We start from the raw sequence: 23,463 nt of genomic DNA, 5'->3' as shown, positions 1-23,463 counted from the left end.
ACCCGCGGTCGATATACTTCCGCGATGAACGAATCAGCCCATGGCCACCCCCGGCCTGCCAGTTCGCCGCGCGGACTGCGCGCCCTGAGCGAATTCTTCCGCCTCGAAGCGGCCGGCGGCATCATGCTGATCGCCGCGGCGGTGCTGGCGATGATCGCGGCCAACTCGCCGATGGCCGCGGCCTACGACGCTTTCCGCGACATGCCCGTGGATGTGCGCGTGGGCGGATTCGAGATCGCCAAGCCGTTGCTGCTGTGGATCAACGACGGCCTGATGGCGATCTTCTTCCTGCTGGTCGCGCTGGAGATCAAACGCGAATCGCTGAGCGGCCAGCTCGCCAGCCGCGAGCAACTGGTCCTGCCGATGGTCTGCGCCCTCGCCGGCGTGGCCGTGCCGGCCCTGTTGTTCACCGCCTTCAACCATGGCAACGCCGAAGCCATGCGCGGCTGGGCGGTGCCGACAGCGACCGACATCGCCTTCGCGCTGGGCGTGCTGGCCCTGCTCGGCTCGCGCGTGCCCAGCGGCATGAAGCTGCTGCTGTCGACGATCGCGGTGGTGGATGACCTGATCGCCATCGCCATCATTGCGCTGTTCTATTCGCACGGCATGTCGATGGTGGCCCTGGCGTGGGCGGGCGCGGCGATTGCCGGCATGTTCCTGCTCAACCGCCGTGGCGTCAGGAAACTGGCGCCGTACCTGCTGCTGGGCGTGGTGCTGTGGGTATGCGTGCTCAAGTCGGGCGTGCACGCCACGCTGGCCGGCGTGGTCACCGGCCTGATGATCCCGCACGTCGACCGCAGGAACGCCGTCGACGACGAGGTAGAACATTCGCCGCTGGAAACGCTCGAGCACGCGCTGCATCCCTGGGTGGCCTACGCGATCCTGCCGCTGTTCGCATTCGTCAACGCCGGCCTGGTCCTGGGCGGGCTGAGCGTGGACGACATGCTGTCGCCGTTGCCGATGGGCGTGGTGATCGGACTGTTCGTAGGCAAGCCGGTCGGAATAGTGGCGGCGGCGCTGCTGATGCGCGCGCTGGGCTGGGCGCGATTCCCCGACGGCATGGACCTGCGCGCGATGCTCGGCCTGGGCGTGATGTGCGGCATCGGTTTCACCATGAGCCTGTTCATTGGTTCGCTGGCCTATCGCGACCCCATGCTTTACGAAGAGGCGGTGCTGGGTGTGTTGCTGGCGTCGCTGGTGTCGGCGCTGGTCGGCTATGGCTGGTTGCGCATCACGCTGCCCGACCGCGCCAGGGCGGGTGCCTGATCGATGAGGCACGCACTGGTATTCGGCGCCAGCGGGCAGATCGGCTATCCGTTGCTGGGATTGCTCAACCGCGATGGCTGGCGCGTGACCGCGGTGTCGCGTACCGCGCAATCCGACGAGCCGGGCCTGCACTGGCTGCGCGGTGACCTGGGCCGTGCCGATGGCCTGCCCGGGCGGGTCGATGCGATCTACAGCTGCGGGCCGCTCGATGCATTCGCGCAGTGGTACGGCACCTCACCCATCGAGGCGGCGCGGGTGGTCGCATTCGGCTCGACCAGCATCGAGGTCAAGCGTGGCTCGGCCGACGCCGAAGAGCGCGATGTAGCCCGGCGCCTGCGCGAAGGCGAGCAGCGGCTGTTTGCGTCGGCCAGCGAACGTGGCGCTGCCGCCACCGTGCTCAGGCCGACGCTGGTGTACGGCGCCGGCCGCGATGCGACCCTGACGCGTATCGCCCACCTGGCGCAACGCTGGCGGCGATTTCCGCTGCCACGCGGTGCCAGTGGCCTGCGCCAGCCGGTGCATGTCGATGACCTGGCGGCCGCCGCGTTCGCCTGCCATGGCGCCGCCGCCACGCACGGCCAAGCCTATGCGCTGCCAGGTGGCGAAACGCTCAGCTACCGCGACATGGTCGCGCGCGTGCTTGCCTGCCTGCATCCTCCGGCGAGCCTGGTCGAACTGCCATCGCCGCTGTTCAACCTGTCGCTGCTGGTGGCGCAGATGACCGGTCGCGCGACCGGCATGGGCGAAGCGGCGGTGCGGCGCATGCGCAGCGACCTGGTGTTCGATGCGACGCCGGCGCAGCGCGATTTCGGCTATTCGGCACGCGTGTTCCGTCCGCGCGCCGAGATGTTCGAAGCGCGCGACGACGAGGCGTGATTCCTACAGCTCTTCGGCCATCGCGACCGGGCGCGACTTGCGCAGGGCGCGCAGCGCGATCAGCAGGACACCGCCGAGCACCATCGCCCCGCCCAGCAGCAGGCGCGGACCGGGGCGGTCGCCCCAATACGCCACGCCCAGGGCGATGGCCAGCACCGGCACCAGCAACAGCCACGGCGTGACCTGCGCGACGGGGTAGCGCTGCACCAGAACGTAGTACAGGCCGTGGCCGAGCAGCGATGAGACGAACGCGGCGTAGGCGGCGCCGGCCCAGGCGACAGCGCTGACATGCGGCAGCTGCGCAATGGCGCCCGGTTCGAGCCAGGCGCTGATCGCGATCAGCGGCAGCACGCTGAACACCGCGGTCCAGCCCTGCTGGCTGAATACATCCAGGCCGCGCAGGCCCTTCATCAATACCGTGCCGATCGCCAGGAACGCGGCAGAGATCAGCATCAGCACCAGCGCCATCGGCCGGTCCAGCACGATTGGATCGAAGCCCAGCACCAGCACGCCGGCGAAGCTCACCGCGATCGCCAGGCCGGTGCGCCAGGCGAAACGCTCACCCAGCCACCACCACGCCAGCAGTGTCGTCATCGGCACGTAGCTCTGCATCACGATCGCCGGCGACGACAGGTCGCCGGCAAGCTTGAGCGCGGTGAAGCTCAGGCCGAAGTGCAGCACGCCGATGCACAGGCACACCGCCAGCAGGCGCGGCCATTGCCCAGGCGCCGGCCGCTTGAGCAGCCAGACCAGCGGCAGCGCGAGCAGGGCGAAGCGCAGGGCGGTGAACAGGAACGGCGGAATCTCGCGCATCGCCAGCGCCGAGGTCAGGAAATTGACTGCCCAGGCGACAACGACAAGCAGGACGAGGACGAGATCGCGTGGGGTCATGAAGGTTCCGTCATTCCCGGCTGTGCGGGAACGACGGATTATCGCAGTGTGGCGATCAGTACGCCCAGCCCAGCTTGCGATACAGCTTGGCCAGCACCCACGCCGGCCCGATCAGCAGGTAGCGCAGGTCGGTGAAGAAGCTCGGGCGCTTGCCTTCGAACAGCTTGCTGTGGCCGACGAACTGGCCGATCCAGGCGACGACGAACACACCCACGCCGAGCCAGAGCAGCGTCGTGGTGCCGTAGCTGTCGTGGATCCAGCGCGTGAGCAGGCCCAGCAGCACATAGATGAAAGCCATGCCCAGGCCGAGCGCACGCGAGGCGCGGTAGTAGAACAGCACGCTGGCGAGCATCGCCAGCCCGGCCCAGAAGCCGGCGCGGAACCACGTGCCCGGCGCGGGAATGCACCACAGCAGCGCGATCACGCTCCACAGGATCGCCGGTACGCAGATCACATGGATGAGCTGGTTGGTGCTGTTGCGATGGTCGCCGGAGTAGTTGGCGAACCATTGGTCGATCTGGCGTTGCGATGACCCGGTCGTCGAGTCGGCTGCGGTGTTCATGGCGTCCCTCCCAGGCGCGCTCGGCCGACGCTCAATGCGGGGCCGAATGGGAGAATAGCTGGATCACGCGCACGCCGGCCACGATCGCGACCACTCAGGCCGCGATTGCGCCAGCCAGGCAAGGCAGGCGCCGGGAGGCCAGGCTCAGCCGACCGTGCTGGCCGGCTCGGCTTGGTCGACGCTGATGCCGGCCAGTTTCTGCAGCGCCTCGGCGTACTTGGCGCGGGTGCGCTCAATCACCGATGCCGGCAGCTTCGGCCCGGGCGGGGTCTTGTCCCAGTCGAGCGTTTCCAGGTAGTCGCGCACGAACTGCTTGTCGTAGCTCGGCGGGCTGGTGCCCACCTCGTACTGGTCGGCAGGCCAGTAGCGCGACGAGTCCGGCGTGAGCACTTCGTCCATCACGTACAGGTGGCCATCGGCATCCAGGCCGAACTCGAACTTGGTGTCGGCCAGGATGATGCCGCGCTGCGCGGCGTAGTCGCGGGCGAACTTGTACAGGCGCAGCGTGGCGTCTCGGACCTGCTCGGCGAGATCGGCGCCGACCGTGCGCACGGCGGTGTCGAAGTCGATGTTCTCGTCGTGGTCGCCGACAGCGGCCTTGGTCGACGGGGTGAAGATCGGTTCGGGCAGCATCTGCGCCTGGCGCAGGCCGTCGGGGAGGGCGATGCCGCTGACGCGACCGGTGCGCTGGTAGTCCTTCCAGCCGCTCCCGATGAGATAGCCGCGGGCGATGCACTCGATCGGAACCGGCTTCAGGCGTCGCGTCACCACCGCGCGTTTGGCGTACAGCGCGGCGTCGACACCGGCCGGCAGCACCGACGCGACGTCGATCCCGGTGAGATGGTTGCGGATGATGTGCTCGGTCTTGCCGAACCAGAAGTTGCTGATCTGGCAGAGCATCTCGCCCTTGCCCGGGATCGGGTCGGGCAGGACCACGTCGAAGGCGGAGAGGCGATCGGTGGCGACCATCAGCAGGCATTCGCCGGCACCGGCGGGCAGGCGCTCGGCAGGCAGGTCGAACACGTCGCGGACCTTGCCGCGGTGGCGCAGGTTCAGGCCGGGCAGATCGGATTGGAGCAGTGTCGTGGACAACGCGAAAACCCTCAGGATATGCACGAAGGCCCCGCCGCACGCTCGCCTTGACTCGGGTGTCCTCGCTGTCCAGGACCAGGCGGATCGCGCGCGTGCGCGACAGGGCCGGCCAGTGTACGCCGGCTTGGCGCGGCGTGCAGGTACACTGGCGTCCGCTCTGGACACGCGTCCGGGAAGGCGGCCGCCGGGGCCGCGGGGAGGACGATGAAACGCTGGTACGGCAAGTTGTTGGGCTTCTTCGCCGGAGCCGCCCTGTTCCGCACCAACCCGCTGTTCGGCGCCCTGGTCGGGCTGCTGATCGGGCATGCCTTCGATATCGACTGGTTCAGGCTGCGCCGGGACAACCCGTATGCCGCCCTGGGCCTGACCTCCGACGCCACCGATGCCGAGGTCGACCGGGCCTACCGGCGGCTGATGTCGCAGTACCACCCGGACCGCGTGGCCGGCGCCGCCGCCGAGCTGCGCCAGCAGGCCGAAACCAAGGCGCGCGAGATCAACCAGGCCTACGACCGCATCAAGACCCTGCGCCAGCGCAGGTGACGCCTTTCCCGCTCCCAAGCCTTCCCCCGGGCGCCGGGGAACAGGCAGACTCCAAAGCACCAGGACATCCCATGCAATCGACCGTCATCGCCCCGTCCATCCTTTCGGCCAACTTCGCCCGACTCGGCGAGGAGGTCGACAACGTGCTCGCCGCCGGCGCCGACTGGGTGCATTTCGACGTGATGGACAACCACTACGTGCCCAACCTGACCATCGGCCCGCTGGTCTGCGAGGCGCTGCGAAAGCACGGCGTGACTGCCCCGATCGACGTGCACCTGATGGTCGAGCCGGTCGATCGCATCGTTCCCGACTTCGCCAAGGCCGGCGCCAGCATGATCAGCTTCCACCCGGAAGCCAGCGCGCACGTGCACCGCACCGTGCAGCTGATCAAGTCGCATGGCTGCCAGGCCGGCCTGGTGCTGAACCCGGCCACGCCCATCGACGTGCTGGACTGGGTGCTGGAAGACCTCGACATGGTGCTGCTGATGTCGGTCAATCCCGGTTTCGGTGGACAGAGCTTCATTCCCTCGGCGCTCGACAAGCTGCGCCGCGTGCGCGCCATGATCGACCGCACCGGCAAGCCGATCCGGCTGGAGATCGACGGTGGCGTTAAGGCCGACAACATCGCCGGGATTGCCGCTGCCGGCGCCGATACCTTCGTCGCCGGTTCGGCGATCTTCAATGCCCCCGACTACGCCGATGTGATCGGCAGGATGAAGGCGGCCGTCAAAGGAGTGAGGACCGGATGAACACCTGCGACCTGTGCGATCTCCACGACGCGCAGGTGCGCGTGCTCGACCTGCCGCTGCGCGATTTCGGCGGCCGCCTGGCCTTCAATGGCCTGGTCAGCACGATCCGGGCCGACGAAGACAATTCGCGCGTGCGCGAAGCGGTGGCCGAGCCGGGGCTGGGCCGGGTGCTGGTGATCGATGCCGGCGGCTCCACCCGCCGCGCGATGCTCGGCGACCTGCTCGCCGCCAAGGCCTCCGAGAACGGCTGGGCCGGGGTGGTGGTGTTTGGCGTGATCCGCGACAGCGGCGCGATCGGCGGCCTCAACCTGGGCGTCAAGGCGCTCGGCGTGTGTCCGCGCAAGACCGACAAGCTCGGCGAGGGCGAGCGCGATATCGATGTGGAATTCGGTGGCATCCGCATCCGGCCGGGGGACTGGCTATGCGCGGATGAGGATGGGGTGGTGGTGGCCGACACCGACCTGCGCTGAAAGCAAAGCGGCAAGCCGTCACTGGCTTGCCGCGGAATATTTGGAGGCAATCCCGCCTCCGCCAGTCGTCCCTGTTATGGCCTCCTATTCTCCGGACGGACGATGACGTGCGTATTACATTGGCCGCCACCATTGGGCCGGCTGCATCGGGCCGCTTGCCCCCCGTGTTCCAAGGAATCGCCGCGTGACCTCTCCCGAACAGTTCCAGCAGCAGGCCGCTGACGGCCACACCCGCATCCCCGTCGTCCGCGAGGTCCTGAGCGATCTCGATACGCCGCTGTCGGTCTATCTCAAGCTCGCCGACGGGCCGCACACCTACCTGTTCGAGTCGGTCGAGGGCGGCGAGCGTTTCGGCCGTTATTCGATCATCGGCCTGCCGGCGCAACGCGTGTACGCCTTCGCCGGGCACACGCTGTTCGTCACCGAAGACGGCGAACTGGTCGAAAGCCGCGTCGTCGACGATCCCTTCGCCGAAGTCGAGCGCCTGCGTGCCGCGCACAGCGTGCCGAAGATCGCCGGGTTGCCGGGCTTCACCGGCGGCCTGGTCGGCTGGTTCGGCTTCGAGTGCATCCAGTACATCGAGCCGCGCCTGGCCGGCCCGGACAAGGACGGCACGCACAAGCCCGACGAGCTCGGCACGCCCGACATCCTGCTGATGCAGAGCGACGAGCTGGCGGTGTTCGACAACCTCAAGGGCCGCCTGTACCTGATCGTCCACGCCGACCCGCAGGAGCCGCGCGCGCTGGCACGCGCCAACCGTCGCCTCGACGAACTGGAACACCGCCTGCGCCAGGGTGGCCCGGGCTACCCGGAAACCCTGGAAGGCCGCGCGCTGGACGAAGCCGATTTCGTTTCCGGCTTCACCCGCGAAGGCTTCATCGCCGCGGTCGAGAAATCCAAGGAATACATCCGCGCCGGCGACATCTTCCAGGTGGTGCTGAGCCAGCGCCTGTCGGTGCCGTTCCAGGCGCGCCCGGTCGACGTCTATCGCGCATTGCGCGCGCTCAATCCCTCGCCGTACATGTACTTCCTCGATGTCGGTGGCACCCAGGTCGTGGGCAGCTCGCCGGAGATCCTGGTGCGCCTGCAGGACGGCCAGGTCACCGTGCGCCCGATCGCCGGCACGCGCCCGCGAGGCGCCACGCCGGAAGAAGACGCCGCGCTCGAAGCCGAACTGTTGGCCGACCCGAAGGAGCGCGCCGAGCACCTGATGCTGATCGACCTCGGCCGCAACGATGCCGGCCGCGTCTCCGAACCGGGCACGGTGCAGGTTGGCGAGCAGTTCGTGATCGAGCGCTACAGCCACGTCATGCACATCGTCAGCGAAGTCACCGGCAAGCTGAAACCCGGCCTGAGTTATGCCGACGTGCTGCGCGCGACGTTCCCGGCCGGCACCGTCAGCGGCGCGCCGAAGATCCGCGCACTGGAAGTGATCCGCGAACTCGAGCCCATCAAGCGCAACGTCTACGCCGGTTCCATCGGATACCTGGGCTGGAACGGCGACGCCGACACCGCCATTGCCATCCGCACGGCCGTGATCCAGGACGGACGCCTGCACGTCCAGGCCGGCGCCGGCATCGTCTACGACTCCGACCCCGCCAAGGAGTGGGAGGAGACGATGAACAAGGGGCGCGCATTGTTCCGCGCCGTCGCCCAGGCGGCCAAGGGGTTATGACCTCGGAATTGTGACGTCAGTCGCTGCCTGATCGGGTCGGCGCAATTCAGCCGCCGATTCGAGCGTTTGCGCTGTCCTCGATTACACGATCACAACGTTTTATTCACAAGCGAACCGGTATTCACTGGTCACGTGATGAGTGGTCGGCTTCAGGGCCTTGGGGATTCGCCCAGGGGACGCACATCAACGGGAGCAAGGCCAACGGGCAGGAGGCGGCGATGCAACTCGTCCAGGACACCCTCGTTCAATCCCGGTTTTCCAATACGTTCCCGCGTACGGTCGAAATGATCTGCCCGAACTGCCTGAAAGAGGCGGTTTTCGAGGCCAAAACCTGGCAGGAGCACGGACGGCAACTGGCCGCCAGCGAGCTGGCGTGCGCGCGCTGCGAAGAAGAGGTTCTGTTCGTGCAGCTGCTCGAGGCCGACAGCACGCGCAAACCGGGCGGCCTGTTCTGCTATCCCGGGCCGGCCGGACGCGATCCGATGTCCGGCGTGGAGCACCTGCAGAACCTGTCGGCGCCGCTGGCACGCAGCTACGAGTCCGCGCTCAAGCTCTACAACCGCGCCGAATGGGGCGCGACGGCATTGACGGTGCGCCACCTGCTGGCAGGCCTGGCGGCGCGTCTGCTGAGCGAGGACAAGCGCGACCAGTCACTGACGCAGAACCTGGAGGCGTTGCCGAAAGAGATGGACCTGGCAAAGCCGTTGCAGGATATCGCGCAGTTGCTTGCGCCGAGCGGCACGTTCGGTCGCCAGTTCGAGGACGAGGCGACGATCGACAAGGTCAGTGCCGATCTGCTGCTGGAGTTGGCGGAGCAGCTGATATCGTACCTGGTGGTGTTGCCCGGGACGATGACCGATCTCAAGGGGCGCATCGCGACGGCGCCGGTTCCAATCCGCCGCGGCAGCGGCGTGGGTTGATACCGCCACGAATTCCCGCCCCTGCGGACAGCGCCCCTCCGAAGTCCGCCAAGCCCGCCCGCACAACAAGCCCGCGCAACCCACCCGCGCAACCCACCCGCGCAACGCACCCGCGCAACCCACCCGCGCAGCCAGGCCCAAACATTACCGATTGTTCATGCTCCGGAAAGATCGACGAGAAGCGCCCCGGCGCAATCTGTCCCTGCGATGGGGAGCGACCCCACCAGCAAGAGAGATTCCCACTAAACGTACCCTCGTCAACGTACCTTCCAGGAGTCACATCACCATGAACATCCGCAAGCCCCTGATCGCCCTCGCCCTGACCGCCCTGGCCGGCTCCGCACTGGCCGCAACCCCGGCGACCACCCCGGCCGCACCTGCCAAGTCCTCGGTCAGCAAGCACAAGCACACCGCCAAGACCGACGCCAAGACCGACAAGAACGCCCAGAAGACCAACGACGGCAAGAAGAGCTGATCGAGACGTTGATCCAGACGGACTGACCAGCAGGTCCCTCCCCAGGACCTGATGATCAGGAGGACTCGATCCACGCCAGTCCGCACCAATCCGATCCACCGTTCCCCGGAGCCCGTGTGCAAGCGGGCGGATACCCCGTCGAGGCGCTTCGACGGGGTATCCTTTTTTGCGTTGCCGGAGCCAAGCCGAATGCGAGTCCTGCTGGTCGAAGACGATCCCCATACCGCGTCCTTCATCGTCAAGGGCCTGCGCGAGGATGGGCACGCCGTCGACCATGCCGACGACGGCCGCCAGGGACTGTTCCTGGCCACCACCGAAAAGTTCGACGCCATCGTGCTCGACCGAATGCTGCCGCTGGTCGACGGCCTGGTGCTGCTGCAGACCCTGCGCGGCGCTGGCAATCCCACCCCGCTGCTGCTGCTGACCGCCCTGGGCGAAGTTGAACACCGCGTCGAAGGCCTGCGTGCCGGCGCCGACGACTACCTCGTCAAACCCTTCGCCTACTCCGAACTGAGCGCGCGACTGGACAGCATCGTCCGCCGCACGCGCGACGGCGCCGAACGCGAACCCACCCGCCTGCGCGTCGGCGACCTCGAACTGGACCTGCTCGGCCGCGGCGCCCAGCGCGGCGACAAGCACATTGAACTGCAGCCGCGCGAGTTCCGACTGCTCGAATACCTGATGCGCCAGTCCGGGCGCGTCGTCACCCGCACGATGCTGCTCGAAGCGGTGTGGGACTACCACTTCGATCCGCAGACCAACGTCATCGACGTCCACATCAGCCGGTTGCGGCAGAAGATCGACCACGGGTTCGAACACCCGCTGCTGCACACGGTGCGCGGCGCCGGCTACCGGCTGGGGGAATGACGCCGATGCGGATGCGATGGCTGCGCTCGACCAGTGCGCAACTGGCGCTGGCGGTGATGGCCTCGTTCCTGCTTGCCTTCGTGCTGCTCGGCGCAGGTGTCTACTACGCCGTATCGACCCTGTTGCTGCAGGATGCCCGCGAACTGGTGCGCACCGACGCGGCCGGCCTGGCCGAGGTGTATCGCGACAGCGGCCGCGCCGCCCTGGTCGACGAACTGCAGGCGCGCATCGCCGCGCCCGAAGATCCCGATGCGGTCTATGCGCTGTCCGGTCGCGGCGGCGGCGAGATCGTCGCAACCGCGGGCATGCGCGCGCACGCGGCGACGACGGCGCGCTGGATCACCTTCGACGCCGCCGAGGCCGGCGATGCCGACGGCCACCGCCGCGTGATCGCGCACCTGCAGCCGCTGGGCGATGGCAGCACGCTGCTGGTCGGCCTGCGCCTGCATTCACAGGACCGCTTTCTCGCGTTGATGCTGCGCACGGCGCTGGCGGCATTGCTGGTCGCGGCCACCCTGGGCGCGCTGGTCGGCTGGTTGACCTCGCGCTGGGTCTCGCGGCGATTGCGCAGCCTGGATTCGACGGCCGAGCGCGTCGGCGGCGGCGAACTTGCATTGCGAGTACCGCTGGACGGCAGCGACGACGCCTTCGATCGCCTGGCCCGCCGCTTCAACGGCATGCTCGATCGCATCGAGGACCTGCTGGGCGGCGTCCGCCATGCCACCGATCACATTGCACACGACCTGCGCACGCCGCTGACGCGCCTGCGCAACGGCCTGGAGGAACTGCGCCGCCAGCCTGGCGATCCCGGCCGCGATGCGGCGCTGGACGCGGCGGTGGCCGAGACCGACCAGTTGCTGCGGACCTTTGCGTCGCTGCTGTGGCTGGCCCGCATCGAAGCGCAGGCGCCGGCGCGCGACGAGCCGGTACTGGAACTGGCCGCACTGGTCGCCGACGGGCTGGAGTTGTACACGCCCAGCGCCGGCGAACGCGGCATCCGCCTGCAGTCGCGGCTGCATCCGGTGCAGGTGCGAGGCGATCGCGACCAGTTGTTCCAGATGCTGGTGAACCTGCTCGACAACGCACTCAAGTACGCCCCGGCCGGAAGCGAGGTCGACGTCGTGCTGCAGGCGACCGGGCAGGGCGCCTTGCTGCAGATCGACGACCGCGGGCCCGGCATCCCCGAGGCCGAGCGCGAGCGCGTGTTCGACCGCTTCCAGCGCCTGGAAAGCCATCGCGGCTCCCCCGGCAGCGGCCTCGGCCTGAGCCTGGTGCGGGCGATCGTGCATCGCCATGGCGGTCGCGTGGTCCTGCTCGATCGCGCGCCCGGCCTGCGCGTGCAGGTGCTGTTGCCCGTAGCCGAAGCCACCGCGCACCGTGGCCTCCCGGGGGCCTGAAGCCAGGCGCGGCAGTGCGGCTGGCGGTAGCGGGTGCGGTATCCTTCCAGCAGCCGAGTCACGCTTCCCCCGGATACCAGGGCCAAGAGCGGGTATCTGAGCGGGTATCTGTCCATGAACATCGGACGCCCATCAAGTTCGGACGCCCACGAAGTACGGACATGGCCTCTTAACTGCCAAGGGGTTGCGTAAGCCATGCTGCTGATGATCGACAACTACGACAGCTTCACCTACAACCTCGTGCAGTACCTGCAGACGCTCGGGGCCGAGGTGAAGGTGGTCCGCAACGACGAACTGAGCGTCGCCCAGATCGAGGCGCTGCAGCCGGAGCGGATCGTGGTGTCGCCGGGTCCGTGCACGCCCAACGAAGCGGGCGTGTCGGTGGATGTGATTCGCCAGCTGGGCCCGCGCATCCCGATCTTTGGCGTATGCCTGGGCCACCAGAGCCTTGGGCAGGCCTACGGCGGCGACGTCATCCGCGCCAAGCGCATCATGCACGGCAAGACCTCGCGGATCCGCCACGAGGGCAAGGGCGTGTTCGCCGGCCTGCCGGACGGCTACGAGGCCACCCGCTACCACTCGCTGGTGGTGTCGCGCGAGACGCTGCCCGATTGCCTGGAAATCACCGCCTGGAGCGAGAACGCCGACGATGCAGGCGGCGCGGCCGGGTTCGACGAGATCATGGGCCTGCGCCACCGCGAACATCCGGTTGAAGGCGTGCAGTTCCACCCCGAGTCGATCCTCACCGAGCACGGCCACGCGCTGCTCAAGAACTTCCTGGAACGCTGACGTCCCGCCATGCCCATCACCCCGCAAGAAGCCCTGCAGCGCACGATCGAGCATCGCGAGATCTTCCACGACGAGATGGTCGAGCTGATGCGCATGATCATGCGCGGCGAAGTTTCGCCGACGATGACCGCGGCCATCCTCACCGGCCTGCGGGTCAAGAAGGAGACGGTGGGCGAGATCGCCGGCGCCGCCACCGTGCTGCGCGAGTTCGCGCGGCCGGTCGAGCTGGCCGATCGCACCGGCCTGGTCGATATCGTCGGTACCGGCGGCGACGGCGCGCACACCTTCAACATCTCCACCGCCAGCATGTTCGTGGTGGCCGCGGCCGGGGCCAAGGTCGCCAAGCACGGCAACCGCAGCGTCTCATCCAAATCCGGCAGCGCCGACGTGCTCGAGGCGCTCGGCGCGGCGATCGAGCTGCAGCCCGAACAGGTAGCGCAGTGCATCGAGCGCTGCGGCATCGGTTTCATGTTCGCCCCCGTCCACCACCCTGCAATGAAAGTGGTCGCGCCTGTGCGGCGCGAGATGGCGGTGCGCACGATCTTCAACATCCTTGGCCCGCTGACCAATCCCGCCGGCGCGTCGAACATCCTGATGGGCGTGTTCCATCCCGACCTGGTCGGCATCCAGGTGCGCGTGCTGCAGGAGCTTGGCGCAAGCCGCGCGCTGGTGGTCTGGGGCCGCGACGGCATGGACGAGCTCTCGCTCGGCGCAGGCAGCCTGGTCGGCGAGTTGCGTGACGGCGTGGTGCGCGAGTACGAAGTGCACCCGGAGGATTTCGGCATCGCCATGGCCGCCAGCCGCAACCTGCGCGTCAACGACGCCAACGAATCGCGCGCGCTGGTGCTGCAGGCACTGCGCAACGAGAGCGGGCTGCCGCGCGAGATCGTCGCGCTCAATGCCGGTGCGGCGATCTACGCTGCCGGCGTCGCCGACAGCATCGCCGAAGGCATCGACCGCGCCCGCGCGGCGCTGGCCTCCGGCGCGGCCCACGACAAGCTCGAGCAGTTCGTTGCGACGACGCGCGAGCTTGCCGGCCAGCCCGTTGGAGCCTGACGTGGACGAAGCATTCGCCCGCTTGCCGCAGCCGCCGTACTACGCGGTGATCTTCTCGTCCCGTCGCAACGGCGACGACGATGCCGGCTATGCCGAAGCCGCGCAGCGCATGGTCGAGCTGGCCGCTCAGCAGCCGGGCTACCTCGGCGTGGAGTCCACCCGCGGTGCGGACGGCTTTGGCATCACCGTGTCGTACTGGGAGAGCGAGGCGGCGATCGCGGCCTGGCGCCAGCACGCCGAGCACGCAGCGACGCGCGCCTACGGCCGCCAGCACTGGTACGAGCATTACGAGTTGCGCGTGGCGAAAGTCGAGCGCGCCTACGGCAGCGCGAAAAAGACGGAGAGGAACGAGTAACCAGTCCAGTCCGGCGCCGTCTCCTCCTCCCCCTTCGCGTCCAATTTCAGTGGTTCACTGCACATGAGCGACATCCTCAACACCATCCTCGCCCGCAAGGTGGAGGAGATCCAGCAACGCAGCCGCGTGCGCCCGCTCGCCGAAATGCGCGACCGTGCCCTGCAGCAGCCGCCGACGCGCGGCTTCGTCGACGCCATCCGCCGCCGCCACGTGGCCGGCGAAGCGGCGGTGATCGCCGAGGTGAAGAAGGCCAGCCCGTCGAAGGGCCTGATCCGCAAGGACTTCCATCCGGCCGACATCGCCCGCAGCTATGAGGCCGGCGGCGCGGCCTGCCTGTCGGTGCTGACCGACGTCGACTTCTTCCAGGGCAGCAACATGTTCCTTGGCGAGGCGCGTGGCGCCTGCTCGCTGCCGGTGCTGCGCAAGGACTTCACCATCGACCCCTACCAGGTCTATGAAGCCCGTGCGATCGGCGCCGATGCGATCCTGCTGATCGTCGCCGCGCTGGAGGACGGCCCGATGGTGGAGATGGCCACGCTGGCGATGGAGCTGGGCATGGACGTGCTGGTCGAGGTGCACGACATCGACGAGCTCGAGCGCGCGCTGCAGACCGACTGCGAACTCATCGGCGTCAACAACCGCAACCTGCGCACCTTCGAGGTCTCGCTCGACACCACTGTGGAGCTGAGCAAGGCCGTGCCGCGCGATCGCACCCTGGTCACCGAGAGCGGAATCGCGAGCGCGACCGACGTGGCGAAGATGCGCGAGGCCGGCGTGCAGACCTTCCTGATCGGCGAATCCTTCATGCGCGAGACCGACCCGGGCGCCGCATTGCACCGGCTGTTCGCGGCATGAGCACGATGGCCGGAGGCGAGTCCCAACTTCACGATCCGGGGCGTCCGTACTCGCCCCTGGTCGTGTTCGACTTCGACCACACGCTGTATGACGGCGATTCGGGCAGCCACCTGGTGCTGTGGCTGCTGCAGCGCCACTGGGCGCGCGTGACCGCGGCCGTGCTGCTGTCGCCGCTGCTGCTGCCGATGGTCGCCTGGTTGCCGACGCGGCGGCGCGCGATCTCGGCCTACCTGTGGATCGGCACCGTCGGCACCCACCGCCGCGCCGACATGGACGACCTGATCGACGAGTACGTGCGGCTGCACGCGCGCCAGATCCGCGCGCGGCTGCTGCCGGTGGCGCTGAAGGTGCTGCAGCGCCACCGCGATGCCGGCGATCGCGTGATCATCGCCACCGGCGCCTCGCCTGAGCTGGCGCGGGCAATCCTGGATTTCGTCGCCCACGAGGACCTGCCGGTGATCGGCAGCATCAGCGGCCCGTTCCTGGGCGGCATGATCACCGTGGAGCACTGCCACCACCGCAACAAGATGCGGATGATCTGGGATGCGGGTTACGACCAGGTCGGGGTGGCCTATTCCGACAGCAGCGCCGATCTTCCGCTGCTGCAGGCGGCGCGCAAGCCGGTGGTGGTCAACCCCAAGCACGGCCGCGTGGCGATGTTCCGCCGCGTGCTGCCGGCGGGGACGCCGATCCTCAACTGGGGCTGCAAGAGCCGCGGCGGCGACCGGGTGAGCTAGACGCGCCCCGGCGCGTCCATGTCCTGGAAGAACTCCAGCAGCGTGTGTTCGGCAAAATCGCGGTATGGCTGGCGGGGCAGCTCGGGCACTTGTTCTAGTCGCCGAGCGCCTTGATGAAGCGAAGCGAGCCATCCGCGTAGCCACAGTGGCGGTAGAACGCGTGGGCCTCGGCACGGCGGGCATTGCTGGTGACTTCGATCCGGCGCACACCGATGCGGCGGGAAATCGACTCGACCTCGCGCAGCAGGCGCCGGCCGATGCCCTGGCCCTGGCAACCGGCCTGCACGACCAGGCCCGTGATGCGCGCCAGTTCGTCGCCGTGGATCACCGAATACAGCGTGTACAGCGACACCAGGCCAAAGGTGTCGCCATCGATCTCGGCCAGCAGCAGGTGCTGGCGGGGGTCATGGCGGACGACGGCGATGCGTTCGGCCGCCTCGTCGCGGCTGCAGGGGTAGCCGAGCTCACCCAGCAGTCTGGCGACGTCGCTGGCGTCGCCCAGTTCCGCCGGCCGCACCCGGATGGAGGTGTCCGCGGAACCGGCGACGCGAGCCACTAGCGGGTGCCGAAGAGGACGACGGTCTTGCCGCGTGCGTGCAACTTTTCGTCGGCCTGGAGCTTCTTGAGGACACGGCCGGCCATTTCGCGCGAGCAGCCGACCAGACGCGAAAGCTCCTGGCGCGACACCCGGATCTGGGTGCCTTGCGGGTGGCTCATCGCCTCGGGTTCCTTGGCCAGGTCGTGCAGGGCACGGACGATGCGGTCGGTCACGTCGAGGAAGGCCAGGCGGCCGGCCTTGCGGCTGGTGTCGAGCAGGCGCCGCGAGATCTGCGCGCCGATGGCGTACAGCAGCTTGGGGGCGTCCAGCGACAGGCGGGTCAGGAACAGGTCGTACAGGCGCTCGTGACCGATCTCGGCCAGCTCGCAGGTGCTGCGCGTGCGCAGGATCACTTCGCGCTGGTCGCTGGCGATGAACAGACCGAGCTCGCCGACGAATTCGCCGGGGCCGAAATAGCCCAGGACCAGTTCGCGGCCGTCTTCTTCCTCGGTGATGATGCTGACCGAGCCGGAAACGATGTAGTAGAGGGTGCTGGCCGGGTCGCCCGGCCGGAACACGTCGGTGCGCGACGGGTAGCGACGGCGGTGGCAGTGAGCGAGGAATCGCTCAATGGTCGCGCCGTCCGGCAGCAGTGGGCTGTTGGTTCGGCGCAGGGCGGGCGAGGGAACAACCGGATTGGCGGACATGGGCGTGAAGGTTTTGTGATTCGGCGAGCTTAGGCCGAACTAACGCTTTGGGCAAATATCCGCCCTAGAGCGTCACCCCGGCCGGGAGCGAAGTTGTGACGGAATGCCGATTCAGGTTCGGCCAGGCGGGTCGCCCGGGAGGCGCCGAGGGCGTGCACGGATCCTGGCGGCATCTGCCCGGGATCGGGATGCGCGTTCCACCGTCACAACAATTGCCTCATAATCTCGCCCCTCACAGCCGTACCGGGATCCCACCGCCGTGGTCAAGCCGTTGCCTCGCCTGAGGTTGCAGGGTTTCAACAACCTCACCAAGGCCCTCTCGTTCAATATCTACGATGTCTGCTTCGCGGCATCCGAGGACGAGCGCCGTCGTTACATCGAATACATCGACGAGGCCTACAACGCCGACCGCTTGACGCAGATCCTGACGGATGTGGCGGAGATCATCGGCGCAAACATCCTCAACATCGCCCGCCAGGACTACGATCCGCAGGGCGCGTCGGTGACCATCCTCATTTCCGAGGAGCCGGTGATCGACAAGAAGGACGCCGGCAAGGAGTTGATCTCCGATGCGGTGGTCGCGCACATGGACAAGTCGCACATCACGGTGCACACCTATCCGGAGACGCATCCGGACAGCGGCATCGCGACGTTCCGCGCCGACATCGACGTGGCAACCTGCGGTGTGATCTCGCCGCTGCGGGCCTTGAACTACCTGATCGAGAGCCTCGAGTCCGACATCGTCATCATGGACTACCGGGTGCGCGGCTTCACCCGCGACATCAAGGGCAAGAAGCACTACATCGATCACAAGATCAATTCGATCCAGGATTACCTGGCCAAGAACATCAAGTCGCGCTACGAGATGCTCGACGTGAATGTCTATCAGGAAAACATCTTCCACACGAAGATGCACCTGAAGGAGTTCGACCTCGACAATTATCTGTTCGAGGAGAAGGCCAAGAATCTGTCTTTCAAGGAGCGCATGAAGATCGAGGCGCGCCTGAAGCGCGAGATCGAAGAGCTCTATCACGGGCGCAACCTGGCCGACTGAGGTCGGGGTGCGCGCTTGATGAAAAAGGCCGGCATTGCCGGCCTTTTTCTTTTTCGTGCCTTTTGGGTCTCTCGGTCTCGGGGGCGTGGAGCGCGGGGCGTTTGGGGGTGAGTCTTCCGAGGGGCGCCGTCCGCCGGGCCGGGGATTGCTCCGCCCCTTAATCAGCCATCCATGGCTGATGCGGGGCGCGGGACATCCGTGTCCCGCTGCGGATCAATCCCCGGCCCGCCGAACGACGCTCCGACTATTCATTGCCCGGTCCTCGTCCGGAAAGCCGTCCGGAAAGCCGTCCGAAAACCGTCATTCCCGCGAAGGCGGGAACCCAGTGACGTTGACCTTGCCTCGTCATCCCGGCGAACGCCGGGATCCACGTTGATCTTTGCTGTCGCCGACGAGACCTACGACACTGGGTTCCCGCCTTCGCGGGAATGACGGGGCCCCCGTTCTTTTGAACCACCTCATCCTTTCGCGGGCGTCCGGGACCGGGCTCACCGAGCGGACGCGCGAATGAGTCGAGGGCACGGACACTAGCGAAGCGGAGGTTCACGAAATGCACCCCACCTCCTCCCCCACGCCAAACCGACAAACCGCCCACAAAAAAGGCCGGCAGTGCCGACCTCCTCGACGCCCGACAGCAAAAACTCACAGCCGGTAAGCAACCGCCTTCATCAGCTTGGACGCAGCCGCCATGAGCGTAGGCACCGGCATCGGCAGAATGCGCGCACCGGCGGCTTCGGCGTTGTCGGCGTGGCGGGCCTCGTCGGCCTTCATCACTTCCAGGATCGCGCGGCTGCGCGCGTCGGCTACTGGCAATGAGTCCAGGTGCTCGTCGATGTGCGCCTCGACCTGGCGCTCGGTCTCGACCACGAACCCCAGATTCCAGCCGTCGCCGCGCAGGCCTGCCAACGCACCGATGGCGAAGCTGCCGGCGTACCAGATCGGATTGAGCAGGCTCGGCCGGCTGTCGAGCTCGCGCAGACGGTCCGCGCACCATGCCAGATGGTCAGTTTCTTCCTGCGCCGCCTCGAGCAGATGCTCGCGCGTGGACGGATCGCGCGCGACCGCCGCCTGGCCGCAATACAGCGCCTGCGCACAGACCTCGCCGACATGGTTGATGCGCATCAGCCCGGCCGCGTGCTGGCGCTCGTCGGCATCGAGCTCGATCTGCGCGATCCCGTCCGACGGGTTGGCGCGCAAGGCGGGCGGAGAGCCGAACACCGTGTCCAGCGCCCGCTGGGTGTCGGTGAGGAAGCGGTCGAGTTGCGTCAGTTCGCGTGTCGTGGCCATGGCCGAAGTTTAACCGGGTGCGATGGCTGGGGCCGATGAAGACGTCTGTTCAACCAGTCCTGCAAGAAACTCCAACGGGTGCTGCACCGGGATGGCGGTGCCTGCAGCCAGATGGAGGCGGCAACCGACGTTGGCGCTGAGCAGGCGCGTCGCTCCACTCTCGTGCAGTTGCTGCAGCAGCGGCGAACGGAACTCGTCGGCGCGCTGCGTGTCGGTCAGCATCTGCGTCCCGGCAGCGCCGCAGCAGCCCAGGCCACGGTCGAGTTCGATCACCTGCAAGCCCGGGACCTGCGCCAGCAGCCGGCGCAGTGAAGCGACCGAGCGCACCACATTGCGCTGCGTGCACGGCAAGTGCAGTGCAATGCGCTCGTCGCAGCGGCGCCAGCGCAGCGAGCCGGCGCGGGCGCTGGTCTGCGCCTCGAGGAAATCGATCGCATCGACCACGCGCGCATCGCCGGCGAGCGACTGCGCCAGGGATTCATGGCAGCCACTGGCCAGTGTCAGGACCGTTTCGGCGCCAGCGAAGGCGACGCGGTTGCGCCCGGCCAGCGCCGCGGCCGCGGTGTCGTTGCCTGCGTGAGCATGCAGGCTGCCGCAACAGGTCTGCGCAGCCGGTTCGCCAACTTCGATACCGAGGGCGGCCAGGCAATCGAGCAACCCCTTGCGCAGGCCCGCCTCGTATGGCCGGGCCACGCAGCCGGAGAACAGGGCGATGGCTGCGTGTGGGCGGCCCGACCGGGAATTGCCCCGGGGCGCCGGGGGCGGAGGGGGCAGGCGGCGCAGCCGTGCCGGCAGCCATCCCCTGGCATGCCGGTACAGACCCAGCAGGCTCGCCAGCAGATGCGGCCGGGCCGCCAGGCCTTCGATCCAGCGCTGTTGCCAGCCAGGAAGGCGCCGCTGCCGTTGCCGCGTTCGCGCCAGCACCAGCAATTGCCCATACTGCACGCCCGCCGGACACACCGCCTCGCAGCTGCGGCAGCCCAGGCATTGATCCAGGTGGGTCTCACCGCTGTCGCTGGGCTCGATCGTGCCCACCGCCCAGGCCTTGGCCAGGGCAATGCGGCCACGCGGGGATTCGCTCTCGATTCGCGCCAGTCCATAAGTAGGGCAGGCCGGCAGGCACAGGCCGCACTGCACGCAGCGGTCGGCCAGGGCGACCAGGGGGTCGGTATGGCCTGTGGCGGGCGAGGGGGCGGTTGGCGGCATCGGCGGAATGCTAGCACCGGGGGTTCACGCGGTTCAGTCCGGTGGGTTGCACGAGTTGGCCTGGCCCGTTATGATTCCGCTTCTTTCACAGCGCGTGGCGAAATTCCGCGGTTCGGCCCAGCCGGATTGCCTGCGGAATCAGCCCGACAACGCACCTACCAGACACGTCATGAAGACTTTTACCGCCAAAAACGAGACCGTCCAGCGTGACTGGTACGTGGTCAACGCCGAGGGCAAGACCCTGGGTCGCCTGGCCTCCGAACTCGCCCGCCGCCTGCGCGGCAAGCACAAGCCGGTTTTCACCCCGCACGTCGATACGGGTGACTACCTCATTGTGATCAACGCCGAAAAGATTGCCGTCACCGGCAACAAGCTCGCCGACAAGCAGTACCACCGCTTCACCGGCTACATCGGCAACCTGAAGACCGAGACCCTCGCCCAGGCGCTTGAGCGCCACCCCGAGCGCGTCATCGAGACCGCCGTCAAGGGCATGCTGCCGAAGAATCCGCTCGGCCGTGCCATGTACCGCAAGCTCAAGGTCTACAAGGGCTCCGAGCATCCGCACGCCGCCCAGCAGCCGCAGCAGCTGGATATCTAAGAGACATCACATGGCAATCCAGCAGAACTACGGCACCGGCCGCCGCAAGTCCTCCACCGCCCGCGTGTTCCTTCGCAAGGGTGCTGGCAACATCACCGTCAACCAGCGTCCGCTGGATGAATTCTTCGGTCGCGAGACCGCGCGCATGATCGTGCGCCAGCCGCTTGAGCTGACCCAGTCGACCGACAAGTTCGACATCGTGGTCACCGTCGCCGGCGGCGGCATCACCGGCCAGGCCGGTGCGATCCGCCTGGGCATCTCGCGTGCGCTGGTCGAGTACGACGACACCCTGAAGTCCGAGCTGCGCAAGGCTGGCTTCATGACCCGCGACGCCCGTGAAGTCGAGCGCAAGAAGGTCGGCCTGCACAAGGCACGTCGCGCAAGCCAGTTCTCCAAGCGCTAATTTCTGCGCTAAAATCGATCACATAGCCCCGTCGCCAAGCGGTAAGGCACCTGACTCTGACTCAGGCATTCGGTGGTTCGAATCCATCCGGGGCTGCCATATCGAACAAACAACCCGCCGAAAGGCGGGTTTTTTGTTGCCCGCAAAAGGCCGGGAGCGGGCTGCGACGGTTGTCATGTCCTGATTGGGTGGCCGCCTTACGTACTGGTGCAGGTAATGGGGACGCGCGGATCCCGTGGGGGCTGCTCCTACAATCGCCAGCAACGTCGCGTCGCGCATGGCGAGGCGGTTACAATTGAAACTAATGCGCCCTCGCGCCCGAGATCTGGAGTTTCGATGAAGCTTGGTTCCCTGAAGGAAGGTGGCCGTGACGGCACGCTGGTCGTCGTCTCGCGTGACCTGTCGCGCGCCGTGCGCGCCGTCGGCATTGCCGACACGATGCAGCGCGCACTCGAGGACTGGACCAACAGTGCGCCGCGGCTCAACGCCCTTTACGACGCCCTCAACGCCGGCACCGCAGACGGCGCATTCGATGTCGACCTTGCCGCGCTGGCCGCGCCGCTGCCGCGCGCGTACGAGTTCGTCGATGGCTCGGCCTACCTGCCGCACGTCGAGCGCGTGCGCCGCGCCCGTGGCGCCGAGGTGCCGGAAAGCTTCTATGTCGATCCGCTGATGTACCAGGCGGTCAGCGCCGGCTTCTATGGCCCGCGCGATCCGGTGCGCGTACCCAGCGAGGACTACGGCATCGACCTGGAAGCCGAAGTGGTCATCGTGACCGACGACGTGCCGATGGCGGCGACGCCGGCCCAGGCCGCCGCGCACATCCAGCTCGTCGGCCTGGTCAACGACGTGTCGCTGCGCAACCTGATCCCCAACGAGCTGGCCAAGGGCTTCGGTTTCCTGCAGTCCAAGCCGCGCTCGGCGCTGAGCCCGGTGTTCGTCACGCCCGACGAACTCGGCGACGCGTGGCAGGACAGCAAGGTGCACCTCGCGCTGACCACCCACATCAATGGCGAGTGGTTCGGCGCCCCGGAAGCGGGCGTCGACATGCAGTTCAACTTCGCCCAGCTGGTCGCGCATGCCGCCCGCACCCGCCCGCTGTCGGCCGGCACCATCGTCGGCTCCGGCACGGTCGCCAACGAGGACACCTCGCTGGGCGCGTCCTGCTTCGCCGAGAAGCGCACCGTCGAGACGCTCGAGCACGGCAAGCCGATCACGCCGTTCATGAGTTTCGGCGACGTGGTGCGCATCGAGATGCTCTCGCGCGACGGTGACAGCGTGTTCGGCGCGATCGAGCAGCGCATCGAGCGCGCGGGCTGATTCAAGGCTGCAAGCGCGGCGGGGCATTCCCGCCGCGTCGATGTCGTACCGGCGCCGGACGCGGCGAGGAGAGGGGACGTGGCAGAGCAACTTCGGCTGTATTCGTACTGGCGCTCAAGTGCGGCCTATCGCGTGCGGATCGGCCTGAACCTGAAAGGGCTGAGCTACGAAACCGTGCCGGTGCACCTGCTGCGCGACGGTGGCGAACAGCACGCGCCGGCATTCCGCGAAGCCAATCCGCAGGGTCTGGTGCCGGTGCTGCAGCATGGCGACCGGCTGATGCGCCAGTCGGTGGCGATCCTGGAATACCTGGACGAAACCTGGCCGCAGCCACCGCTGCTGCCGGCATCGGCGCGTGACCGCCAGCGCGTGCGCGCGCTGTCCCAGCTCGTCGCCTGCGACGTCCACCCGCTCAACAACCTGCGCGTGCTGCGCTTTTTCGACCGCAACTGGCATGTGCCGCAGCCCGAGCGCGACAACTGGGTGCTGCACTGGATCGAGGAAGGCTTCACCGCGCTGGAGGCGATGCTGGCCGATCATCCATCGACCGGGCGCTTCTGCGAAGGCGACCTGCCGACGCTGGCCGACTGCTGCCTGGTACCGCAGGTCTACAACGCGCGCCGTTTCGGCGTCGACCTGGCGAAGTATCCGACCATCGTGCGGATCGAACAGGCCTGCCTGGCGCTGCCGGCATTCGATGCGGCACGCCCGGAGCGGCAGCCGGATGCGCCGGAAGAAGTGGCGGCCTGAAGGAAAGCTTGCGGTGCAGGAGCCAATG

General features: G+C 67.6%; 27 protein-coding genes and 1 tRNA gene. 21 read left to right on the top strand and 7 right to left on the bottom strand.

The genetic code is table 11. From position 1 onward, the window contains the following. The first annotated feature begins 24 nt into the window (after positions 1-24). Both nhaA and AB4Y64_RS13015 read left to right on the top strand, forming a co-directional pair. Complete coding sequence (gene nhaA, locus AB4Y64_RS13020) at positions 25-1,266, top strand: Na+/H+ antiporter NhaA (RefSeq protein WP_441816879.1); 1,242 nt, start codon at positions 25-27, stop codon at positions 1,264-1,266. A 3-nt stretch (positions 1,267-1,269) separates the two neighbouring features. After that, positions 1,270-2,142, top strand: a complete 873-nt coding sequence (locus tag AB4Y64_RS13015) for an NAD-dependent epimerase/dehydratase family protein (protein WP_441816878.1) — start codon at positions 1,270-1,272, stop codon at positions 2,140-2,142. 3 nt (positions 2,143-2,145) lie between these two features. On the opposite strand, the gene AB4Y64_RS13010 is transcribed toward AB4Y64_RS13015, so the two are convergent. The 3 genes from AB4Y64_RS13010 to AB4Y64_RS13000 all read right to left on the bottom strand — a co-directional run bounded on the left by AB4Y64_RS13010 (position 2,146) and on the right by AB4Y64_RS13000 (position 4,687). Then, positions 2,146-3,033: a DMT family transporter gene (locus AB4Y64_RS13010; protein WP_441816877.1), complete on the bottom strand. Its 888-nt coding sequence runs from the start codon at positions 3,031-3,033 to the stop codon at positions 2,146-2,148. 55 nt (positions 3,034-3,088) lie between these two features. Next, positions 3,089-3,595 (bottom strand): Mpo1 family 2-hydroxy fatty acid dioxygenase, encoded by a 507-nt coding sequence (locus AB4Y64_RS13005; protein ID WP_441816876.1) that lies wholly within the window; start codon positions 3,593-3,595, stop codon positions 3,089-3,091. Between the two features lie 144 nt (positions 3,596-3,739). After that, entirely contained in the window at positions 3,740-4,687 is a 948-nt protein-coding gene (locus AB4Y64_RS13000) for a phosphoribosylaminoimidazolesuccinocarboxamide synthase (protein WP_441816875.1), read from the bottom strand. A 204-nt stretch (positions 4,688-4,891) separates the two neighbouring features. Here AB4Y64_RS13000 and AB4Y64_RS12995 point away from each other — a divergent pair, with 204 nt between their 5' ends. The 13 genes from AB4Y64_RS12995 to AB4Y64_RS12935 all read left to right on the top strand — a co-directional run bounded on the left by AB4Y64_RS12995 (position 4,892) and on the right by AB4Y64_RS12935 (position 15,572). Continuing rightward, positions 4,892-5,227: a J domain-containing protein gene (locus AB4Y64_RS12995; protein ID WP_441816874.1), complete on the top strand. Its 336-nt coding sequence runs from the start codon at positions 4,892-4,894 to the stop codon at positions 5,225-5,227. Between the two features lie 71 nt (positions 5,228-5,298). Continuing rightward, a complete protein-coding gene (gene rpe / locus AB4Y64_RS12990; protein WP_441816873.1) occupies positions 5,299-5,976 on the top strand; it encodes a ribulose-phosphate 3-epimerase in 678 nt (225 codons plus the stop codon). Beyond that, positions 5,973-6,446 carry a ribonuclease E activity regulator RraA gene (gene rraA / locus AB4Y64_RS12985; protein ID WP_441816872.1) on the top strand — a complete coding sequence of 158 codons (474 nt, stop codon included), beginning with the start codon at positions 5,973-5,975 and terminating at the stop codon, positions 6,444-6,446. Before rpe ends, rraA begins: the two co-directional genes overlap by 4 nt. A gap of 184 nt (positions 6,447-6,630) precedes the next feature. Beyond that, positions 6,631-8,121: an anthranilate synthase component I gene (gene trpE, locus AB4Y64_RS12980; RefSeq protein ID WP_441816871.1), complete on the top strand. Its 1,491-nt coding sequence runs from the start codon at positions 6,631-6,633 to the stop codon at positions 8,119-8,121. 218 nt (positions 8,122-8,339) lie between these two features. Then, positions 8,340-9,041: a hypothetical protein gene (locus AB4Y64_RS12975; RefSeq protein WP_441816870.1), complete on the top strand. Its 702-nt coding sequence runs from the start codon at positions 8,340-8,342 to the stop codon at positions 9,039-9,041. 286 nt (positions 9,042-9,327) lie between these two features. Then, entirely contained in the window at positions 9,328-9,516 is a 189-nt protein-coding gene (locus AB4Y64_RS12970; RefSeq protein ID WP_441816869.1) for a hypothetical protein, read from the top strand. A 189-nt stretch (positions 9,517-9,705) separates the two neighbouring features. Further along, positions 9,706-10,383: a winged helix-turn-helix domain-containing protein gene (locus tag AB4Y64_RS12965; protein ID WP_441816868.1), complete on the top strand. Its 678-nt coding sequence runs from the start codon at positions 9,706-9,708 to the stop codon at positions 10,381-10,383. Between the two features lie 5 nt (positions 10,384-10,388). Next, entirely contained in the window at positions 10,389-11,780 is a 1,392-nt protein-coding gene (locus AB4Y64_RS12960) for an ATP-binding protein (protein WP_441816867.1), read from the top strand. A 195-nt stretch (positions 11,781-11,975) separates the two neighbouring features. Beyond that, complete coding sequence (locus AB4Y64_RS12955) at positions 11,976-12,569, top strand: anthranilate synthase component II (RefSeq protein WP_441816866.1); 594 nt, start codon at positions 11,976-11,978, stop codon at positions 12,567-12,569. A 9-nt stretch (positions 12,570-12,578) separates the two neighbouring features. Next, a complete protein-coding gene (gene trpD / locus AB4Y64_RS12950; protein ID WP_441816865.1) occupies positions 12,579-13,625 on the top strand; it encodes an anthranilate phosphoribosyltransferase in 1,047 nt (348 codons plus the stop codon). Between the two features lies 1 nt (position 13,626). Continuing rightward, positions 13,627-13,980, top strand: a complete 354-nt coding sequence (locus AB4Y64_RS12945; RefSeq protein WP_441816864.1) for an antibiotic biosynthesis monooxygenase family protein — start codon at positions 13,627-13,629, stop codon at positions 13,978-13,980. 63 nt (positions 13,981-14,043) lie between these two features. Continuing rightward, positions 14,044-14,835, top strand: a complete 792-nt coding sequence (trpC, locus tag AB4Y64_RS12940) for an indole-3-glycerol phosphate synthase TrpC (protein WP_441816863.1) — start codon at positions 14,044-14,046, stop codon at positions 14,833-14,835. 5 nt (positions 14,836-14,840) lie between these two features. After that, positions 14,841-15,572, top strand: coding sequence for a haloacid dehalogenase-like hydrolase (locus tag AB4Y64_RS12935; RefSeq protein WP_441817017.1), 732 nt, complete (start codon positions 14,841-14,843; stop codon positions 15,570-15,572). Positions 15,573-15,666: 94 nt separating this feature from the next. Here AB4Y64_RS12935 and AB4Y64_RS12930 read toward each other — a convergent pair whose 3' ends face one another. Continuing rightward, positions 15,667-16,128, bottom strand: coding sequence for a GNAT family N-acetyltransferase (locus AB4Y64_RS12930; protein ID WP_441816862.1), 462 nt, complete (start codon positions 16,126-16,128; stop codon positions 15,667-15,669). Beyond that, positions 16,128-16,817 (bottom strand): cAMP-activated global transcriptional regulator CRP, encoded by a 690-nt coding sequence (crp, locus tag AB4Y64_RS12925; protein ID WP_441816861.1) that lies wholly within the window; start codon positions 16,815-16,817, stop codon positions 16,128-16,130. The genes AB4Y64_RS12930 and crp overlap by 1 nt, the downstream gene beginning before the upstream one ends. Positions 16,818-17,076: 259 nt before the next feature. On the opposite strand from crp, the gene speD reads away from it, so the two are divergent. Further along, complete coding sequence (speD, locus tag AB4Y64_RS12920; RefSeq protein WP_441816860.1) at positions 17,077-17,871, top strand: adenosylmethionine decarboxylase; 795 nt, start codon at positions 17,077-17,079, stop codon at positions 17,869-17,871. Positions 17,872-18,513: 642 nt separating this feature from the next. Here speD and coq7 read toward each other — a convergent pair. Further along, entirely contained in the window at positions 18,514-19,158 is a 645-nt protein-coding gene (coq7, locus tag AB4Y64_RS12915) for a 2-polyprenyl-3-methyl-6-methoxy-1,4-benzoquinone monooxygenase (RefSeq protein WP_441816859.1), read from the bottom strand. 9 nt (positions 19,159-19,167) lie between these two features. Further along, the gene (locus tag AB4Y64_RS12910) at positions 19,168-20,364 is read right to left on the bottom strand and encodes a (Fe-S)-binding protein (protein ID WP_441816858.1); all 1,197 of its coding nucleotides are present in this window, start codon (positions 20,362-20,364) and stop codon (positions 19,168-19,170) included. A gap of 169 nt (positions 20,365-20,533) precedes the next feature. On the opposite strand from AB4Y64_RS12910, the gene rplM reads away from it, so the two are divergent. The 5 genes from rplM to maiA all read left to right on the top strand — a co-directional run bounded on the left by rplM (position 20,534) and on the right by maiA (position 23,435). Next, positions 20,534-20,962 (top strand): 50S ribosomal protein L13, encoded by a 429-nt coding sequence (gene rplM / locus AB4Y64_RS12905; protein ID WP_158733500.1) that lies wholly within the window; start codon positions 20,534-20,536, stop codon positions 20,960-20,962. 10 nt (positions 20,963-20,972) lie between these two features. Then, on the top strand, positions 20,973-21,365 hold the full coding sequence (rpsI, locus tag AB4Y64_RS12900) for a 30S ribosomal protein S9 (protein WP_241918404.1): 393 nt from the start codon (positions 20,973-20,975) through the stop codon (positions 21,363-21,365). A 24-nt stretch (positions 21,366-21,389) separates the two neighbouring features. Continuing rightward, positions 21,390-21,464: transfer RNA gene (locus AB4Y64_RS12895), tRNA-Gln, on the top strand. Between the two features lie 237 nt (positions 21,465-21,701). Next, a complete protein-coding gene (locus tag AB4Y64_RS12890) occupies positions 21,702-22,685 on the top strand; it encodes a fumarylacetoacetate hydrolase family protein (protein WP_441816857.1) in 984 nt (327 codons plus the stop codon). A 78-nt stretch (positions 22,686-22,763) separates the two neighbouring features. Then, a complete protein-coding gene (gene maiA / locus AB4Y64_RS12885) occupies positions 22,764-23,435 on the top strand; it encodes a maleylacetoacetate isomerase (protein ID WP_441816856.1) in 672 nt (223 codons plus the stop codon). Positions 23,436-23,463 lie beyond the last annotated feature (28 nt).

Source organism: Lysobacter sp. TAF61 (assembly GCF_052113485.1).
GTDB lineage: Bacteria > Pseudomonadota > Gammaproteobacteria > Xanthomonadales > Xanthomonadaceae > Lysobacter_J.
The sequence above is the reverse complement of the archived record's forward strand: the minus strand, read 5'-3'. Positions and strand labels throughout refer to the sequence as shown.

What these genes read in the sequence shown, in the direction of transcription:
- AB4Y64_RS12995 (WP_441816874.1), top strand. Translation starts at nt 4,892, where the DNA reads ATGAAACGCTGGTACGGCAAGTTGTTGGGCTTCTTCGCCGGAGCCGCC.
- AB4Y64_RS12910 (WP_441816858.1), bottom strand. Translation starts at nt 20,364, where the DNA reads ATGCCGCCAACCGCCCCCTCGCCCGCCACAGGCCATACCGACCCCCTG.
- AB4Y64_RS12890 (WP_441816857.1), top strand. Translation starts at nt 21,702, where the DNA reads ATGAAGCTTGGTTCCCTGAAGGAAGGTGGCCGTGACGGCACGCTGGTC.
- rraA (WP_441816872.1), top strand. Translation starts at nt 5,973, where the DNA reads ATGAACACCTGCGACCTGTGCGATCTCCACGACGCGCAGGTGCGCGTG.
- AB4Y64_RS13015 (WP_441816878.1), top strand. Translation starts at nt 1,270, where the DNA reads ATGAGGCACGCACTGGTATTCGGCGCCAGCGGGCAGATCGGCTATCCG.
- rpe (WP_441816873.1), top strand. Translation starts at nt 5,299, where the DNA reads ATGCAATCGACCGTCATCGCCCCGTCCATCCTTTCGGCCAACTTCGCC.
- rplM (WP_158733500.1), top strand. Translation starts at nt 20,534, where the DNA reads ATGAAGACTTTTACCGCCAAAAACGAGACCGTCCAGCGTGACTGGTAC.
- AB4Y64_RS12970 (WP_441816869.1), top strand. Translation starts at nt 9,328, where the DNA reads ATGAACATCCGCAAGCCCCTGATCGCCCTCGCCCTGACCGCCCTGGCC.
- AB4Y64_RS12960 (WP_441816867.1), top strand. Translation starts at nt 10,389, where the DNA reads ATGCGGATGCGATGGCTGCGCTCGACCAGTGCGCAACTGGCGCTGGCG.
- AB4Y64_RS12955 (WP_441816866.1), top strand. Translation starts at nt 11,976, where the DNA reads ATGCTGCTGATGATCGACAACTACGACAGCTTCACCTACAACCTCGTG.
- AB4Y64_RS13005 (WP_441816876.1), bottom strand. Translation starts at nt 3,595, where the DNA reads ATGAACACCGCAGCCGACTCGACGACCGGGTCATCGCAACGCCAGATC.
- trpD (WP_441816865.1), top strand. Translation starts at nt 12,579, where the DNA reads ATGCCCATCACCCCGCAAGAAGCCCTGCAGCGCACGATCGAGCATCGC.
- trpC (WP_441816863.1), top strand. Translation starts at nt 14,044, where the DNA reads ATGAGCGACATCCTCAACACCATCCTCGCCCGCAAGGTGGAGGAGATC.
- coq7 (WP_441816859.1), bottom strand. Translation starts at nt 19,158, where the DNA reads ATGGCCACGACACGCGAACTGACGCAACTCGACCGCTTCCTCACCGAC.
- nhaA (WP_441816879.1), top strand. Translation starts at nt 25, where the DNA reads ATGAACGAATCAGCCCATGGCCACCCCCGGCCTGCCAGTTCGCCGCGC.
- AB4Y64_RS12965 (WP_441816868.1), top strand. Translation starts at nt 9,706, where the DNA reads ATGCGAGTCCTGCTGGTCGAAGACGATCCCCATACCGCGTCCTTCATC.
- rpsI (WP_241918404.1), top strand. Translation starts at nt 20,973, where the DNA reads ATGGCAATCCAGCAGAACTACGGCACCGGCCGCCGCAAGTCCTCCACC.
- AB4Y64_RS13010 (WP_441816877.1), bottom strand. Translation starts at nt 3,033, where the DNA reads ATGACCCCACGCGATCTCGTCCTCGTCCTGCTTGTCGTTGTCGCCTGG.
- AB4Y64_RS12935 (WP_441817017.1), top strand. Translation starts at nt 14,841, where the DNA reads ATGGCCGGAGGCGAGTCCCAACTTCACGATCCGGGGCGTCCGTACTCG.
- AB4Y64_RS12975 (WP_441816870.1), top strand. Translation starts at nt 8,340, where the DNA reads ATGCAACTCGTCCAGGACACCCTCGTTCAATCCCGGTTTTCCAATACG.
- crp (WP_441816861.1), bottom strand. Translation starts at nt 16,817, where the DNA reads ATGTCCGCCAATCCGGTTGTTCCCTCGCCCGCCCTGCGCCGAACCAAC.